12 protein-coding genes are annotated in these 14,437 nt (G+C 71.9%); 10 read left to right on the top strand and 2 right to left on the bottom strand.

Going from position 1 to position 14,437, the window contains the following annotated elements:
• Positions 1-10: 10 nt before the first annotated feature.
• The 8 genes from RUR_RS18375 to RUR_RS18340 all read left to right on the top strand — a co-directional run bounded on the left by RUR_RS18375 (position 11) and on the right by RUR_RS18340 (position 9,863).
• Complete coding sequence (locus RUR_RS18375; RefSeq protein ID WP_283136302.1) at positions 11-1,027, top strand: sugar ABC transporter substrate-binding protein; 1,017 nt, start codon at positions 11-13, stop codon at positions 1,025-1,027.
• A gap of 66 nt (positions 1,028-1,093) precedes the next feature.
• Positions 1,094-2,632, top strand: a complete 1,539-nt coding sequence (locus RUR_RS18370) for a sugar ABC transporter ATP-binding protein (RefSeq protein ID WP_283136301.1) — start codon at positions 1,094-1,096, stop codon at positions 2,630-2,632.
• On the top strand, positions 2,629-3,642 hold the full coding sequence (locus RUR_RS18365; protein ID WP_283136300.1) for an ABC transporter permease: 1,014 nt from the start codon (positions 2,629-2,631) through the stop codon (positions 3,640-3,642). The genes RUR_RS18370 and RUR_RS18365 overlap by 4 nt, the downstream gene beginning before the upstream one ends.
• A 31-nt stretch (positions 3,643-3,673) precedes the next feature.
• On the top strand, positions 3,674-4,477 hold the full coding sequence (locus tag RUR_RS18360) for a DeoR/GlpR family DNA-binding transcription regulator (protein WP_283136299.1): 804 nt from the start codon (positions 3,674-3,676) through the stop codon (positions 4,475-4,477).
• Positions 4,474-5,895, top strand: a complete 1,422-nt coding sequence (locus tag RUR_RS18355) for an FGGY family carbohydrate kinase (protein ID WP_283136298.1) — start codon at positions 4,474-4,476, stop codon at positions 5,893-5,895. Before RUR_RS18360 ends, RUR_RS18355 begins: the two co-directional genes overlap by 4 nt.
• Entirely contained in the window at positions 5,892-7,316 is a 1,425-nt protein-coding gene (locus RUR_RS18350) for an NAD(P)/FAD-dependent oxidoreductase (protein ID WP_283136297.1), read from the top strand. Before RUR_RS18355 ends, RUR_RS18350 begins: the two co-directional genes overlap by 4 nt.
• Positions 7,313-8,575 carry an NAD(P)/FAD-dependent oxidoreductase gene (locus tag RUR_RS18345; protein ID WP_283136296.1) on the top strand — a complete coding sequence of 421 codons (1,263 nt, stop codon included), beginning with the start codon at positions 7,313-7,315 and terminating at the stop codon, positions 8,573-8,575. The genes RUR_RS18350 and RUR_RS18345 overlap by 4 nt, the downstream gene beginning before the upstream one ends.
• Before the next feature lie 397 nt (positions 8,576-8,972).
• Positions 8,973-9,863 (top strand): FAD-dependent monooxygenase, encoded by an 891-nt coding sequence (locus RUR_RS18340; RefSeq protein ID WP_283136295.1) that lies wholly within the window; start codon positions 8,973-8,975, stop codon positions 9,861-9,863.
• A gap of 320 nt (positions 9,864-10,183) precedes the next feature.
• Here the strand turns inward: RUR_RS18340 and RUR_RS18335 are convergent, their stop codons facing one another.
• Positions 10,184-11,320 carry an agmatine deiminase family protein gene (locus tag RUR_RS18335; RefSeq protein WP_283136294.1) on the bottom strand — a complete coding sequence of 379 codons (1,137 nt, stop codon included), beginning with the start codon at positions 11,318-11,320 and terminating at the stop codon, positions 10,184-10,186.
• A gap of 140 nt (positions 11,321-11,460) precedes the next feature.
• Here RUR_RS18335 and RUR_RS18330 point away from each other — a divergent pair, with 140 nt between their 5' ends.
• On the top strand, positions 11,461-12,054 hold the full coding sequence (locus RUR_RS18330; RefSeq protein WP_283136293.1) for a TetR/AcrR family transcriptional regulator: 594 nt from the start codon (positions 11,461-11,463) through the stop codon (positions 12,052-12,054).
• Between the two features lie 190 nt (positions 12,055-12,244).
• Here the strand turns inward: RUR_RS18330 and RUR_RS18325 are convergent, their stop codons facing one another.
• Positions 12,245-13,279 carry a helix-turn-helix domain-containing protein gene (locus tag RUR_RS18325; protein ID WP_283136292.1) on the bottom strand — a complete coding sequence of 345 codons (1,035 nt, stop codon included), beginning with the start codon at positions 13,277-13,279 and terminating at the stop codon, positions 12,245-12,247.
• A 97-nt stretch (positions 13,280-13,376) separates the two neighbouring features.
• Between RUR_RS18325 and RUR_RS18320 the strand changes: the two genes are divergently transcribed.
• Entirely contained in the window at positions 13,377-14,273 is an 897-nt protein-coding gene (locus tag RUR_RS18320; RefSeq protein WP_283136291.1) for an alpha/beta hydrolase, read from the top strand.
• Positions 14,274-14,437 lie beyond the last annotated feature (164 nt).

Below are 14,437 nucleotides of genomic sequence, written 5' to 3'. Positions count from 1 at the left end.
GGCTCCCCCAATGTCCCCTTCCATCGCCAAACCCCGACGGGCGGCCCGTTTCGCCGGACTGATCGCCTTCACCGCGCTCCTGGTCACCGCCTGCGGCGGCGTCACCGAGGACGGCGCGCCCAGTGCGGGCGGCTCCGCCGAGCCGTGCAAGCGCTCCACCGAGAAGGTCATCGGCTTCGACTACCCGCTGACCTCCCTGTCGGTCTACGGCGACCTGAAGAAGTTCGCCGAGCAGCGCGCCGGTGAGCGCGGCTACCAGGTCAAGTACACCGCCGACGACCAGGACCTGCAGAAGCAGATCCAGAACGTGCAGACCTGGGTGACCCAGAAGATCCCGGCGATCGTCTCCTACCCGCTGGAGCCGGCCTCCATGGAGCCGCTGGCCAAGCAGGCCCGCGACAACTGCACCGTCTTCGTCTCCTACGCCTCCCCGCTGAAGAACCAGGACGCCGCGGTGCTGTTCAGCGGCCTGGAGAGCGGCAAGGCGCTCGGTACGACCGCGGGCGAGTGGGCGGCCAAGCAGAGCAAGCCGGTCAAGGTGCTGGTGCTCAACAACCGTGACCTGGCGGTCGGCGCCCAGCGCGACGACGGCCTGAAGGAGACCTTCCCCGGCAGCGCCTCCAACATCGAGATCGTCTCCACCCAGAAGGCGGGCACCCGGACCGAGGGCGAGCAGATCACCCGGACCGTGCTCCAGGCCCACCCCGACCTGAACATGGTCCTCGGCTACAACGACGACGTCGCCCTCGGCGCCCGGCAGGCGTTCCTCAACGCCGGCAAGGACGCCAAGGACCCCGGCATCTTCATCGGCGGCCAGGACGGTTCGAAGGAAGGCCTGCAGGCGGTCTCCGAGGACGGGATCTACCGGGTCTCGGTCGCGGTGCGCATCCGCGACATCGGCTTCGCCGTCACCGACGTCGCCGCCGACCTGCTCGAAGGCAAGCCCAACACCGGTGTGAACGTGCCCCCGGTGGCCGTCACCGCCGACCACCCCGAGCTCAAGCAGTACATGAGCGACTACAGCTGACCCGGCCTGGGGGCGGGGCCCGGCCGGGCTCCGCCCCCTTTCCACCCCTCGGAAGGACCCCCTGGCATGACGCTCGGAATCCGCGACCTCGTCAAGGGCTACGGCACGTTCACCGTCCTGTCCGGCGTGGACCTGGACATCGCGCCCGGTGAGGTCCACGCCCTGCTCGGCCCGAACGGCGCCGGCAAATCCACCCTGATCAAGTGCATCGGCGGCGTGACCGTCCCGGACTCCGGCCAGATCACCCTGGACGGCGTCCCGCTGCAGAACATGACCCCCGCCCGCGCCTTCGAGTCCGGCATCGCCACCATCCACCAGCACCTGTCCCTCATCGACGTGCTCACCGTGACCGAGAACCTCTTCCTCGGCCAGGAATCGCGGATCGCCGGACTGGTCGACCGCCGCCGGCAGCGCCGCGTCACCGAGGAGCTGCTGGAGCGGTTCGGCCTCACCCTGGACCCGAACACCCGGGTCGGCGACCTCCCCGTCGGCACCAAGCAGCTGCTGGAGATCGCCAAGGCCTGGCACCGCACCGCCGTACGGGTCCTCATCCTGGACGAGCCCACCGCCTCCCTCTCCGAGAGCGAGACCGAACGGCTCTTCGCCGAGGTCGCGCGGATGAAGGAGCGCGGCGTCCGGATCATCTACACCACCCATCGGCTGGGCGAGGTCTTCCGCATCGCCGACCGGGTGACCGTCCTGCGCGACGGCGTGGTCGCGCTCAGCGGCGCGGTCGCCGACATCAAGCCCGAGCGCATCGTCTCGGTGATCTCCGGCGGCACCGGGGAGCCCACCCCGGCCGTCGAACGCTCCGACCTCGGCGACGTGCGCCTCAAGGTCACGGGCCTGGCCGGGCCCCGGTTCGGACCGCTGGACGTGGAGGTGCGGGCGGGGGAGATCCTCGGCCTGTACGGTGTCCTCGGCTCGGGCCGCAGCTCGTTCCTGGAGACCCTCGCCGGGCGCTTCCCCGCGACCTCGGGCGGGTTCCAGGTGGACGGCCGCCCGGTGGCCCGGCGCGGTGGCCCGGCCGAGGCGCTGCGCCGCGGCGTCGCGCTGGTCCCCTCCGACCGGGCCCGCCAAGCCCTGTGGGGCACCCGCAGCGCCGCCGACAACCTTCTTCTTCCTTCCTTCGCCGAGCTCGGCCGGCTCGGGGTGCGCAACCCCGGCGGGGAGAGGCGGCTCTTCGCCGACACCGCCGGCAAGGTCGCGCTGCACCCGCCGGACGCCACCCGCAAGGGTGCCGCCTTCTCCGGCGGCAACCAGCAGAAACTGGTCCTGGGCCGCTGGCTGGCCCGCGCGGACCGGCTCGCGGTGCTGCTGCTCGACGAGCCCACCCAAGGTGTGGACGTGGGGGCCCGCCGCCAGATCTACCAGGTCTGCCGCGACCTGGCCGAGCGCGGCCTGGCCGTCGTCTTCGCCTCCTCCGACGCCCAGGAGGTCGCCCAGCTCGCCCAGCGCGCGCTGGTGATGGACCGCGGCAAGGTCATCGCCGAGCTCACCGGCGACGAGATCACCGAGGCCACCCTGCTCCAGAACGCCCACCAGCTCACCGGTGTCACCGGCGACGTCGCCGGCACCCCGAACGTCTCGGAGGGTCGCCCATGACCGCGACGACCGCCACCACCCCCGCCGGAACCGCCAAGGGCGGCGGCCGCAACCTGCTGGACCTGGCCCTGCGCTCGGCCCTGCTGATCGGCCTGATCCTCATGGTGGTGTTCTTCACCGCCCAGTCGGATCTGTTCCTGACCACGGGCAACATCAAGAACATCGCCCTGTCGAGCGCGGTGCTGCTCATCGTCGCCGTCCCCCAGGCGCTTTTGGTGATTATGGGGTATGTTGATCTCTCTGTCGGATCGGCGGTCGGGCTCGCCGGGGTGATCACCGGACTGCTCATCGTCGACCAGCACTGGAGTTGGGGAGCGGCCGTGCTGGCTGGTCTCGCCGTCGGCACCCTGGGCGGCCTCGTCAACGGGGTCCTCGTCGCCTACACCAAGCTGAGCCCGATCATCGTGACCCTGGGCACCCTCCAGCTCTACCGCGGCATCACCCAGTTCCTCCGCGACGACCCGCCCTCGGACTTCGGCCAGGGCATGGCCCTGCTCGGCCGCGGCCTCTACCTCGGCGTCCCCGTACCGGTGTGGATCGCGGTCTTGGTCTTCGCCCTCGGCGCGCTGTTCCTTTACGGCACCGCCTCCGGCCGACACGTCTACGCCATCGGCGTCAACACCGAGGCCGCCTACCTGTCCGGCGTCGCGACCAAGCGCCTCCCGCTGGTGCTGTACGGCGTGATCGGCCTGGCCGCCGGGCTCGGCGGCGTCCTGTACGCCGCCCGCCTCGACTCGGCGCCTCCCGGAACCCTCGGGGTCGGCTTCGAGCTGGAGGTCCTCACCGCCGTCCTCCTCGGCGGGGTCGCCTTCAGCGGCGGACGCGGCACCATGTTCGGGGTCCTGCTCGGCGTGATCTTCCTCGGCGTGCTCCGCAACGGCATGACGCTGATGAACGTCCCCTACTTCGCCCAGGCGATGGCGACCGGTGCGGCCCTGGTCATCGCGGCCGGCCTCGACGAGCTCGGCAGACGGGCCGGCATGGTCCGCCGTGTGATCCGACGAACCTGACCAAGTGGACCGGGAGTTGAAGGGACCGTGAATGCTTCCTGAGGAACGGCGCCGGCGCATCCTCGCCCTGCTCGACGAGAGCGAGGTGCTGCGGCCGACCGAGATGGCCGCGGAGCTGGAGGTTTCCGCCGAGACGATCCGGCGCGACCTGGTCCTGCTGGAGAAGGACGGCGTCATCCGCAGGGTGTACGGCGGCGCGGCGCGAGCCCGTAACCTCTCCCGCAGCGCCGAACCCACCCGCGTGGAACGGGAGTCGCTGCAACAGAAGGCCAAAGACGAGATCGCCCGCATCTGCGCCACGCTGGTCGGCGACACCGACACGATCTTCCTCGACGTCGGCACCACCGTCCTGACCTGGGCCCGGCAACTCCCCGCCTCCTTCCACGGGCGGGTGGTGACCAACAGCATCGGCGCGGCCACGGCCCTGGCCGGGCGCAAGGAGATCGACCTGCACATCATCGGCGGCCGGATCCGGCACGACGAGCTCACCAGCTCCGGCGCCGACGCCGAGGAGCAGGTCGGGCGGTTCTTCGCCGACAAGGCGTTCCTCGGCTCCGGCGGCGTGCACCCCGTCGCCGGGCTCACCGACTACCACCTCGACGAGATCGCCGTGCGCAACCGCATGATCGACAACGCCACCCGCGTGTACGTGCTCGCCGACTCCACCAAGCTCGGCCACATCGCCCTGCGCAAGGTCTGCGGCTGGGACCGGGTCACCGCGCTGGTCACCGGCGGAGCCGTCGAGGAGGACGTGGTCCGGCAGCTGCGGGACACCGGCCTGACCGTCCTGCGTCCCGAGGCGGCGGCCGACGCCGGAGGGGACGCCGACGCGTGAACGGAATCGTCCTCGCCCTCGACCAGGGCACCTCCTCCACCAAGGCGCTGCTCGTCGACTCCGGCGGCACCGTGCTGGCCGAGGTCGACCGCCCGGTCTCCGTGGTCGCCCCGGCGCCCGGTGCGGTCGAGGTGGACCCGATGTCCCTGCTCACCTCGGTGCTCGAAGCCGGGCGGGAAGCGGTGGCCCGCGCCGGGGTACGGCCCGGCGCCGTCGCCTTGGCCAACCAGGGGGAGACCGTCCTGGCCTGGGACCGGGCCGACGGCCGTCCGCTGTCCCCCGGAATCGTCTGGCAGGACCGCCGGGCCGCCGTGGTCTGCGACCGGATGCGGGAACACGCGGACCGGCTCGCCGAGATCACCGGGCTGCCGCTCGACCCCTACTTCTCCGCCCCCAAGATGCGCTGGCTCCGCGACCGCCTCGGGCCCGGCGGCGTCATCACCACCACCGACACCTGGCTGCTGTATAGGCTGACCGGCGAGTTCGTCACCGACGTCACCACCGCCTCCCGCGGCATGCTCCTCGACCTGGACTCGGCCACCTGGTCGGAGGAGGCCTGGGAGCTGTTCGGCCTGGAGGAGGAGCGCCCGCGCCTGGCCAGGAACGACGAGGTGATCGGCGCCACCGGCGCGTTCGGCGGCTGCGTCCCGGTCGCCGGGATCGTCGTCGACCAGCAGGCCGCCCTCTGGGCCCAGCGCTGCCGCGAGACCGGCGACGCCAAGTGCACCTACGGCACCGGCGCGTTCCTCCTCGCCAACACCGGTGACCGTCCGGTGCGCAGCGGCCACGGGCTGACCGGCTCCCTCGCCTGGGACCTGGCCGGCGAACGCCGCTGGTGCCTGGACGGGCAGGTCTACACCGTCGGCCAGGCCCTCACCTGGCTCACCGGCGTCGGCCTGCTCGACGATCCCGAAGACCTCGACCGGCTCGGCACCACGGTGACCGACACCGCGGGCGTCGCCTTCGTCCCCTCCCTGGCCGGACTGGCCGCACCGCACTGGCAGCCCGACGCCGCCGGCGCGTTCCTCGGGCTCAACCTCGCCGCCACCCGCGCCCACCTGGCCCGCGCCGTCTGCATGGGGATCGCCGCCCAGGTCGCCGACCTGGCCGAAGCCGTCGTCGCCGACCTCGGGGCACCCCTGACCCGGCTTCGCGTCGACGGCGGGCTGACCCGCTCCCGCCTGCTCATGCAACTCCAGGCCGACCTCCTGCAGACCCCCGTGGAAGTCGCCCACGCCCCGCACGCCACCGCCCTCGGCGCCGCCGACCTCGCCCTGCGGGCCACCGCGGGCAGGTCCCTGCCCGAGCCGCCGCCCGCCCGGGTGGTCGAACCCGCCCAAGACGCCGCCTGGGCGCGCGAGCAGCAGGCGCGCTGGCGGACCGCCCTGGACCTGACCCGCCGTTGGAGTGAGACGTGAACCATCGGAACGCCGCCCCCGGCCGTACCTTCGACATCGCGGTGATCGGCGCCGGGGTGGTCGGCTCCGCCCTCGCCCGCGAGTTCACCCGGCGCGGCGCGAGCGTCGCGCTGCTGGACGCCCGGGGTGACGTCGGCGACGTCACCAGCAAGGCCAACACCGCGATCCTGCACACCGGATTCGACGCCAAACCCGGAACCCTGGAGTCCACCCTGGTCGCCCGGGGGTATGACCTGCTCAGTGACTACGCGGCCCGCGCCGGGATCCCCACCGAGCCGACCGGCGCGCTGCTGGTCGCCTGGAACGAGGACGAGTACGCGGCGCTGCCCGGCCTCGCCGAGCAGGCCGCCGCCAACGGCTACCGGCACACCCGGATGGTCGGCGCCGACGAGCTGCGCCGCCGCGAGCCGCACCTCGGCCCGGGGGCGCTCGGCGCCATGGAGGTCCCCGACGAGGGGATCGTCTGCCCGTGGACCACCACCCTGGCGTTCGCCACGGAAGCGGTACGGCAGGGCGCGACCCTGCTGCTCGAAACCACCGTGACCGGAGTCGACACCGCGGGGGAGGACATCGTCCTGCGGACCGGGCGGGGCGACGTCCGGGCCAGGCAGGTCGTCAACGCGGCCGGGCTGGCGAGCGACGCCGTGCACCGCATGTTCGGCCACGGCGGTTTCACCGTCACCCCGCGCCGCGGCCAGCTCATCGTCTTCGACAAGCTGGCCCGGTCCCTGGTCGACCACGTCCTGCTCCCCGTTCCCACCAAGATGGGCAAGGGCGTCCTGGTCGCGCCCACGGTGTACGGCAACGTGCTGCTCGGCCCCACCGCCGAAGACCTCGACGACCCCACCGCCACCGGGACCACCGAAGAAGGCCTGGCCATGCTCCGGGAGAAAGGCGCCCGGATCCTGCCCGCGCTCCGCGACGAAGAGGTCACCACGATCTACGCGGGGCTGCGGGCCGCCACCGAGCACGGCGACTACCAGATCTCCTTCCATCCCGAGCAGGGTTACGTCTGCGTGGGCGGGATCCGCTCCACCGGCCTGACCTCCTCGCTCGCCGTCGCCGAGTACGTCGCCGGGGTGATGGCGGAGAAGATGGGGCTCAGGCCCGCTCCCGAGACCGCATCCGAGCCACCCGCGATGCCGTACATCGGCCAGGCAGGGCCACGTCCCTCCGCCGATCCGGCGTGTGTCGCGCGGGACCCCGCCTACGGGGAGGTCGTGTGCTTCTGCGAGCGGGTCAGCCGCGGCGAGATCCGGGACGCGTTGGCCGGCGACATCCCCGCGACCACCGCGGAGGGGCTGCGGCGCCGTACCCGCGCCGGGATGGGCCGCTGCCAGGGATTCTTCTGCGGCGCAGCCGTACGCCGCATGCTTGAGGACGGCGCCGGCACGCCGGTGCCCGCGGAGGTGGCCAGGTGAACACGGACGGAAGAGTCAGGCACGAAGCCGACGTCGTGGTGGTCGGGGGCGGCCCGTCCGGGCTGGCCGCGGCCGTCGCGCTGCGCAAGGCCGGCGTGGAGCGGGTCGAGGTGCTGGAGCGCGAGTCGGTGGCCGGCGGCGTTCCCCGGCACTGCGACCATCCCGGGTACGGCATGCGCGACCTGCACCGGGTCCTCACCGGTCCCGGATACGCCCGGCACTACGCGGACCTGGCCGCGGATGCCGGAGCCGTGGTCCACACCGGTGCGACCGTCACCGGCTGGTCGCCCGACGGCGGCCTGGAGGTGACCTCGTCGAAGGGCCTGCGGACCGTGCACGCCTCGGCGATCCTGCTCGCCACCGGGGCGCGGGAACGTCCCCGTGCGGCCCGCTGGGTGCCGGGGGACCGGGGGCAGGGGGTCTACACCACCGGTCAGCTCCAGCAGGCCGTCTACTTCCACAACCAGCCGGTCGGGCGGCGTGCGCTGATCGTCGGCGCCGAGCACGTCAGCTTCTCCGCGATCACCACCCTCCGGCACGCCGGGGTGGAGGTCGCCGGGCTCGTCACCGAACTGTCCCGGCACCAGAGCTACGAGGCGTTCCGCTGGGGGGCGCGGCTGGCCTTCACCGTCCCCGTCCTCACCGGGGTCCGCGTCGTGGAGGTGTACGGCAAGCCCGCCGTCACCGGCGTCACCCTGGAGCGGGTGGCCGACGGACACCGTTGGAACGTTCCCTGCGACACCGTGGTGTTCAGCGGGGACTGGATCCCCGACCATGAACTCGCCCGCCTGCGCGGCGTGCGGATCGACTCCGCCACCCGCGGGCCGGAGATCGACGCCACCGGCCTGACCAGCGTCGACGGCGTCTACGCCGCAGGCAACCTGTGCCACCCGGTGGAGACCGCCGACGTCGCCGCGCTGACCGGCCGCCACGTCGGCCACGCCGTGGCGGCTCGGCTGCGGAGCCGGAGTGACCTGGTCACGGGTGCGGGCGTCCCCATCGAGGTGGACGACTCGCTGTGCTGGGTGAGCCCCCAGCGCATCCGCTCCACCGCCGACCTGCCCGCCCGCGGCAAACTCATCCTCCGCCCCCGGATCTTCGCCCGCATCCCCGCCGTCCGCGTCGTCCAAGGCGTCCGCGTCCTGTGGAAGGGCCGCCTCACCCGCTTCATCCCCACCCGCCCGACCCTCCTCACCACGTCCTGGCTTCCCCGCGTCGACCCGAACGGCCCTCCCGTCCGCATCGAACACCTTCCCTGACCATCCCCGCCGGGGCCATCGGAACGGGTACGGGCCTGGGTGCCTGGGCCGTACCCGCGCGGGAGGTCGTGAGGTCGGCGACCCCGTCCGCGACCCGGCTGTCACCCCTGGCCGGGCGGTGTACGGGCGGCGCCGGGGCGACCTGAACGCGTGGGCCGCCTCCGGCCGTACATCGCCCTGGGCCGCATGGTCATTGCCAAACACAACGAGCCGTCGGAAGTCCTGCCGAGAGCAGCCGCCTGGACGACATGCCCCGGACGCCGGCTCCCGTGCCGGAACGCCGTTTACCGGCACGACTGCTCACGGCTCCTGATCCTCCCTATTCTCCAACGCTGTTGAAGTAATCGGAGTGCTCGCCTACTATTCTTCAACATTGTTGAAGAAAGGAGTGCTCCCCGTGGATGTACTGATCGTCGGCGGTGGCCTCAGCGGCCTTGCGGTCGCCGCCTTCCTGGGCGCCCGAGGAGTTGCCTGCACGGTCCTGGAGCAGGAGCGGGAAGTACCCCGCGCACCCCGCAATCACCTGCTCACCGACGCGACCATGCGGTTGCTGGGCTCCGCGGGGCTCGACGAGCCGGTCCGCAGGATCGCACTCGATCACGCAGGCCGGCTGTTCGCGCTGAACACGCTGGCGGACGCCGAACGCACGCTGCTCCGCACGCCCACCGGCGGAGTCTCCTGCAACGAGCACGAGCTCGAGGTGCTGATGCTGGCGGAGGCCACGCGGCTGGGGGCAGAGGTACGGATGGGCGTCCGGGCGGCGGACCTCGACGCCGAGTACGTGATCGCCGCCGACGACGGCACGATCAGGGACAGCCTCGGCATCGGGGTGCACGGGTCCGGCACGCTCGGCCACCTGCACACCATCCGTTTCCGCGCCGAACTGGAAGAACGCGACGGTTTCCTGGTCCGCGCGGTCGGCGGCATCTTGCTGCCCGAGGAGCCGGGAACGTGGTCCTTGAGCGTTCCCGAGGCCGGTGATCCCGGCGAACTGGTCGTCAAGGCGCTGGGCGCGGACATGCCGGTCGATCTGCTGGGCGTCACCGTGACGGAGGTCGCCGCGAGGGTGGCCGACACGTTCGTGCACCGGCGGGTGGTCCTCATGGCCAAGTCGGCCTACACGCTGCCACCCGCTCCCGGCCTCCACGGCAACGCGCGGATCCGGGATGCGTACCGCCTGGCCGAGATCCTGGGCGGCGAGGCTCCGCTCGACGCCTACGACCGGGAGCGGCGACCCGCCGCCGACCAAGCGATGGCCGACGCACTCAAAGAGAGGTACTCACCGTGAAGGTCCTGACAGCGGGAGCCGGGTTCGGCGGGCTCTGGCTCCGGCGGAAGGAAATCGACGTCGTCGTTTCGAACGGGGCGCATCGCCGTACTCGCGAGGGTAGGGCACCGGGTCCACATCGACGACCGCGGAGAGCATGCGCCGCGGTGCCTGCCCGGGGCGTTGCTCGAGCTGTTCCTGGCCGTGCAGGGGCAGGCCCGCTTCCTGTGTGGATCATGATGCGAGCCGAGGAAAGCGACATCCCGCCGATGCCGACTCGTTGAAGGCTTTCGCCACCCACGTCTCGATCCCTGCGGCAACGCAAAGTGGGAGCGTTCGGTTCAGTTCCGCTTGGGCAGCTGCTGGGTGGCGCAGTGGATGCCGCCACCGCCTTCGCCGAGGGCGTCGACGGGCACCTGCACGACCTCGCGCCCCGGGTAGAGGTCGCGGATGACGGCGGCGGCGTCCCTGTCGGCTTTCCTGTCGCCGAAGCGGGGCAGGATGACGCCGTCGTTGACCACGTAGTAGTTCACGTAGGTGGCTAGGAAGTCTTCGCCACGGCGCCCGATGTCGACGGGTTCGGGCAGCTCCACCAGTTCGAGCCGCTTGCCGCGGACGTCGAGGGCGGTCTTCAGGACCTCGCACGCCTGGTCGTGGGCGGCGGTCCAGACGTCGCGGGGGGCGTTCTCAGGCGGGGTGCTGATCACCACGACGCCGGGTTCGGAGAAGCGGGCCAGCGCGTCGATGTGGTAGTCGGTGATGTCCTTGCCCTTGACTCCCTTCACCCAGATGAAGGTGGTGGCGCCGACGGTCTCCGTCAGCGCGCGCTCGATGTCCGCGCGGGTCTTCCCGGGGTTGCGGTTGTCGTTGATCAGGGAGCTTTCGGTCGCCATGAGCGTGCCCACGCCGTCGACCTCGATCGAGCCGCCCTCGCCGACGATCGGCGCCTGGATCCTGGTGATCCGTTCCCTGGCCAGGATCTCGCGGGCGACGTCCTTGTCGCGGGAGTGCCGCTGCTTGCGGCCCCAGCCGTTGAAGTTGAAGTCGACTCCGGCGATGTCCTTGCCGCCGAGCACGAAGGTGGGGCCGGTGTCGCGCATCCACAGGTCGTCGACGGGGATCGGGACGACCTCGACCTGGGAGCCGCAGGCGCGCCGCGCGGACGTGACGTCCCCCGGGTTGGCGAGGAGCACGACCGGTTCGAAGCCGGCGACCGCGCGGGCGATGCCGGCGATGTCGCGGCGCACCCCCGCGGTGTCGGACTTCCAGATCAGTTCGGTGGGCCACGACATGAAGGTCAGCCGGTGCGGATGCGTCTCCTCGGGCATCAGCCATCCGGCGGCCTTCGCGGTCGGCGTGTTCCGCGCGGCGGCGGTCGTCGTCCCGCCTCCCACGGGGGACGCGCCGCAGGCGCTCAACACGCCTCCGACGGAGGCCAAGAGCGCGGCCTGCAATGTTCGGCGTCGGGTGACATCCACAAATCTCTCCCTGACTGAAATTTTCGTCAGAAGTGAGCTTACCCCGCTGACCTGGACATTGAGCACGACAGTGATTGCTAAGCTGCAGACCGACTGAAGTTTCAGTCAAGGCGTCCCCGATCCTTGTGATGTGAGGTGACATGTCGTCCGATCGCCAACGGCAGATCCTGGAAGCGGCCGTCCGCGTCATCGCGCACAGCGGTGTGCGCGGGCTGCGGGTGGAGAAACTGTCCGCCGAGGCCGGAGTGTCGACCGCGCTGATCTACTATCACTTCGGCGACCGCGCCGGCCTCATGCGCAAGACCCTGGAATTCATCAGCGACCGAGCCGGCCGCTACACCCACGAAGCCCTGGACATCGGCAAGGACGCGCGCGAGCAGCTCGAACTGCTCCTGCTCCTGGAACTGCAGGACACCCCCACCGTCCGGGAGAACAGCGTGGCCTGGGGTGAACTCCGGGCCAGCGCGGTCTTCAACCCCGACCTGCGCGAGCCGCTCGGCACCTCCACCCGCGAATGGGCCGACGACCTCGCCGGCATGATCCGGCAGGCGCAGGCGGCCGGGCTGGCCGACGCCGACGCCGTCCCCGTCGACGTGGCCGAACGGCTCACCGCCCTGGTCGAAGGGGTGAGCGAACGGTGGCTCAGCGGCTCGATGAGCCTGGAACGCGCCCGTGAACTGGTGGAAGGCGCGGTCGTCGCGGAGCTGGGGATGCGATCACCCGGCAAGGGCTGACGCACCGCGAGCCCGGTCGGCCGAGCCCGAAGCCAAGGCTCCACCGTCGATGCCGCGGATACCGGTTGAGTCGAGGGGCAGGCCGGCCCCGGAATCCCCGGGGCGGGCCGTCAAGACGCTCCGCACCCTGCCCTGCGAGGTGGATGAGGATCTGATCGCGTGTGCCGGACCGCCGCCGGACGGCTCGTCCTCAGTCGTCGAGCAGCCGCCACGCGGTGAGGGCGAGCCTGGCCCGGAGCAGTCCGGTGGGCTCGGTGAGCTCGATGTCCAGCGTCTTCCCGATCTGCTCGAGCCGGCGGGAGACGCTGCTGTGGTGCAGGTGGAGAAGGTCGGCGGCCCGGCGGAGGGAGCCGGTTTCGCAGTAGGCGTCCAGAGTCTCCAGATCTTCCGGGTTGCCGGCCGTTCGGGCGATCGCCGCCACGTCGGCGTTGTCGCGTGCGGCGTCCCGGGGCACCTGTGCGAGCAGCGCCAGCGCGCCCAGGCCGTCGTAGGGGACGACCGGCCGGCGCGGGGTGGTGAAGCGGAGGGCGGTACGGGCTTGCCGCCAGGATAGGTCGGGGCTTCCGGCGGCGCCGATGCCCGCGCGTACGCCTGCCGGAAACCGGGCCGCGTCCACGGTGGTGGCCAGCAGCACGCCCACGTCGGCGAGCGGGGCCGCCTTCACCGGGCGAGCCGGGCAGACCAGGCCGCCGACCTGGTCGAGCGGAAGCCGAGACCGTACGGCGACGACTCGGACCGGCAGGTCGGCGGGGAAGCCCAGGAGCCGTAGCGCCCGGGCTCTGGCCGCCTCGTCACCGTCGGCGCTGATCACCAGCTCGACGAGGGCGGGGTCGGCCATCGTGGTGCGGGCCGGGCCGTACCGTTCGACGACCGCCGCAGCGGCGATGGCGAGCCGGTCCAGCAGCATGTCGTCGAGCGGGCCCGGTGGGCCGGGACGTTCCAGCCACACCGTGCCGATCTCCTCCTCGTCGAGCGTGATCGGCGCCGTGCCGGACGGGGGTGGCGGCGGGGCGGGTGCCTCCCTGCCGTCGGGCGAGGCGCGGATCACCCGTCCCGTGCCGTGGAGCCGGATCCCGGCCACGCACTCGGCCAGGCCCGCCGAGGCCCGGGCGAGCGCCGGGAGGTCCACCCGGCGGCGCATCAGGGTGTCGTAGTACATGACGACGCGGATCGCGCCTTCGGCTTGCGAATCCAGGTGCGAGAGCCGTTCGGCCAGTGCCTCCATGACACGAGCATAGGCGCGCCGATCGGTGCGTGATCGGCGTGACGTTCGCGACGGATGTCGGCTGATCTTCGGGATGGCCTCCGTGAGGATGGTCGGCATGGATCCCGAACTGGAAGCATTCATTCCGCTGTTCCCCCGAGCCGACCTGACCGACCCGGTCGCCGCGCGCAGGAAGCTCGCCGAGCTGGCCGGCGCGGTGCCGGCACCGGACACCGCCGACATGCGGATCGAGGACCGTACGGTGCCCGCCGACCCGGACGTGGCGGTGCGGATCTACCGCCCGCACCGGGCGCAGGGCGCCGTCGTGTGGCTGCACGGCGGCGGATGGGTCATGGGCGACCTGGACACCGAGCATCCGTGGGCCGCCCGGATCGCGGACGGCTCCGGCGCGGTGGTGATCTCGGTGGCCTACCGCCTGGCCCCCGAACATCCGTACCCGGCCGCCCTGGACGACGCCTACGCCGCGCTGAACTGGACGGTCGAGCACGCGGCCGAGCTTGGCGTCGACCCGGATCGGATCGCGGTGGGCGGTCACAGCGCCGGCGCGGGAATCGCGGCCGGGATCGCACTGCGAGCGCGTGATCAAAACGGGCCGTCGATCCGATTCCAGTTGCTCAACCAGCCCGGGCTCGACGACCGGCAGGAGACGTGGTCGGCGCGGCACTTCACCGACACGCCCTGGATGAATCGCGACGCGGTCACCGCGGCGTGGCGGCACTACCTGGGCGGCGCGCCCGCCACGCCGTACGCCGCCCCGGCGCGTGCCGCCGACCTGTCCGGTCTGCCCCCCGCCTACATCGCGGCCGCGGAGTTCTGCCCCAACCGCGACGAGAACATCGTGTACGCGCTGCGCCTGCTGCAGGCGGGAGTGCCGGTCGAACTCCACCAGTGGGCCGGAACCTTCCACGGATCGCACGCGCTGCTGTCCGCCGAGGTGTCCCAGCGGCAGATCGCCGAACTCTGCACGGCTCTGCGACGCGCCCTGGCCGGGTGAGGACGGTGCGGCGTTCCCGCCCGTCGGCTTGGCCGCCACCGTGCAGACCGGTCGAGTTCGGTGGCCTCGCGCCGGCGGCCACAAGCGGCGCGCCGATCGCATCGTCTTCCTGGACGGCGGCCGGATTGTGGACGAAGGAAGCCACGACGAGCCGCTACGCCGAC

The sequence above is a fragment of the Rhizohabitans arisaemae genome (assembly GCF_025996515.1).
Classification (GTDB): Bacteria; Actinomycetota; Actinomycetes; order Streptosporangiales; family Streptosporangiaceae; genus Rhizohabitans; species Rhizohabitans arisaemae.
The sequence above is the reverse complement of the archived record's forward strand: the minus strand, read 5'-3'. Positions and strand labels throughout refer to the sequence as shown.

Excerpts from the sequence above, each read along its gene's own strand:
- RUR_RS18375 (WP_283136302.1), top strand. The coding sequence starts at position 11 with ATGTCCCCTTCCATCGCCAAACCCCGACGGGCGGCCCGTTTCGCCGGA.
- RUR_RS18320 (WP_283136291.1), top strand. The coding sequence starts at position 13,377 with ATGGATCCCGAACTGGAAGCATTCATTCCGCTGTTCCCCCGAGCCGAC.
- RUR_RS18360 (WP_283136299.1), top strand. The coding sequence starts at position 3,674 with ATGCTTCCTGAGGAACGGCGCCGGCGCATCCTCGCCCTGCTCGACGAG.
- RUR_RS18370 (WP_283136301.1), top strand. The coding sequence starts at position 1,094 with ATGACGCTCGGAATCCGCGACCTCGTCAAGGGCTACGGCACGTTCACC.
- RUR_RS18365 (WP_283136300.1), top strand. The coding sequence starts at position 2,629 with ATGACCGCGACGACCGCCACCACCCCCGCCGGAACCGCCAAGGGCGGC.
- RUR_RS18330 (WP_283136293.1), top strand. The coding sequence starts at position 11,461 with ATGTCGTCCGATCGCCAACGGCAGATCCTGGAAGCGGCCGTCCGCGTC.
- RUR_RS18325 (WP_283136292.1), bottom strand. The coding sequence starts at position 13,279 with ATGGAGGCACTGGCCGAACGGCTCTCGCACCTGGATTCGCAAGCCGAA.